Source organism: Anaerococcus sp. HMSC075B03 (assembly GCF_001815585.1).
In the GTDB taxonomy this organism is placed as follows: Bacteria; Bacillota; Clostridia; order Tissierellales; family Peptoniphilaceae; genus Anaerococcus; species Anaerococcus vaginalis.
This window is the reverse complement of sequence record NZ_KV821193.1, coordinates 90,820-91,078: the sequence shown is the minus strand read 5'-3', so window position 1 is coordinate 91,078 and position 259 is coordinate 90,820. Positions and strand designations below refer to the sequence as shown.

The 259-nt window shown below is 28.6% G+C and carries 1 protein-coding gene; it reads left to right on the top strand.

Annotated features, from left to right (window positions below; genetic code table 11):
• Position 1: 1 nt before the first annotated feature.
• Positions 2 to 259: plasmid mobilization protein (locus HMPREF3045_RS05850; protein WP_070737946.1), on the top strand; the 258-nt coding region annotated here is incomplete at its 3' end.

Below are 259 nucleotides of genomic sequence, written 5' to 3'. Positions count from 1 at the left end.
AATATATTTAACAGATGAAGAAAAAGAAATCTTTGAAAAGAAAATGAGACTTGCAAACTGCAAAACTATGTCCCACTTTCTTAGAAAATGTGTATTAGAAAAAGAGATATATGTTGTAGACCTAGAACCATTTAGAGATCTCCAATGGCTACTTTCAAATGCAACAAATAACATAAACCAGATCGCAAAAGCTACTAATACAACGGGAGTAATTTATAAGAAAGATATAGATTATATGAGAGAAAAAATAGAAAAATTG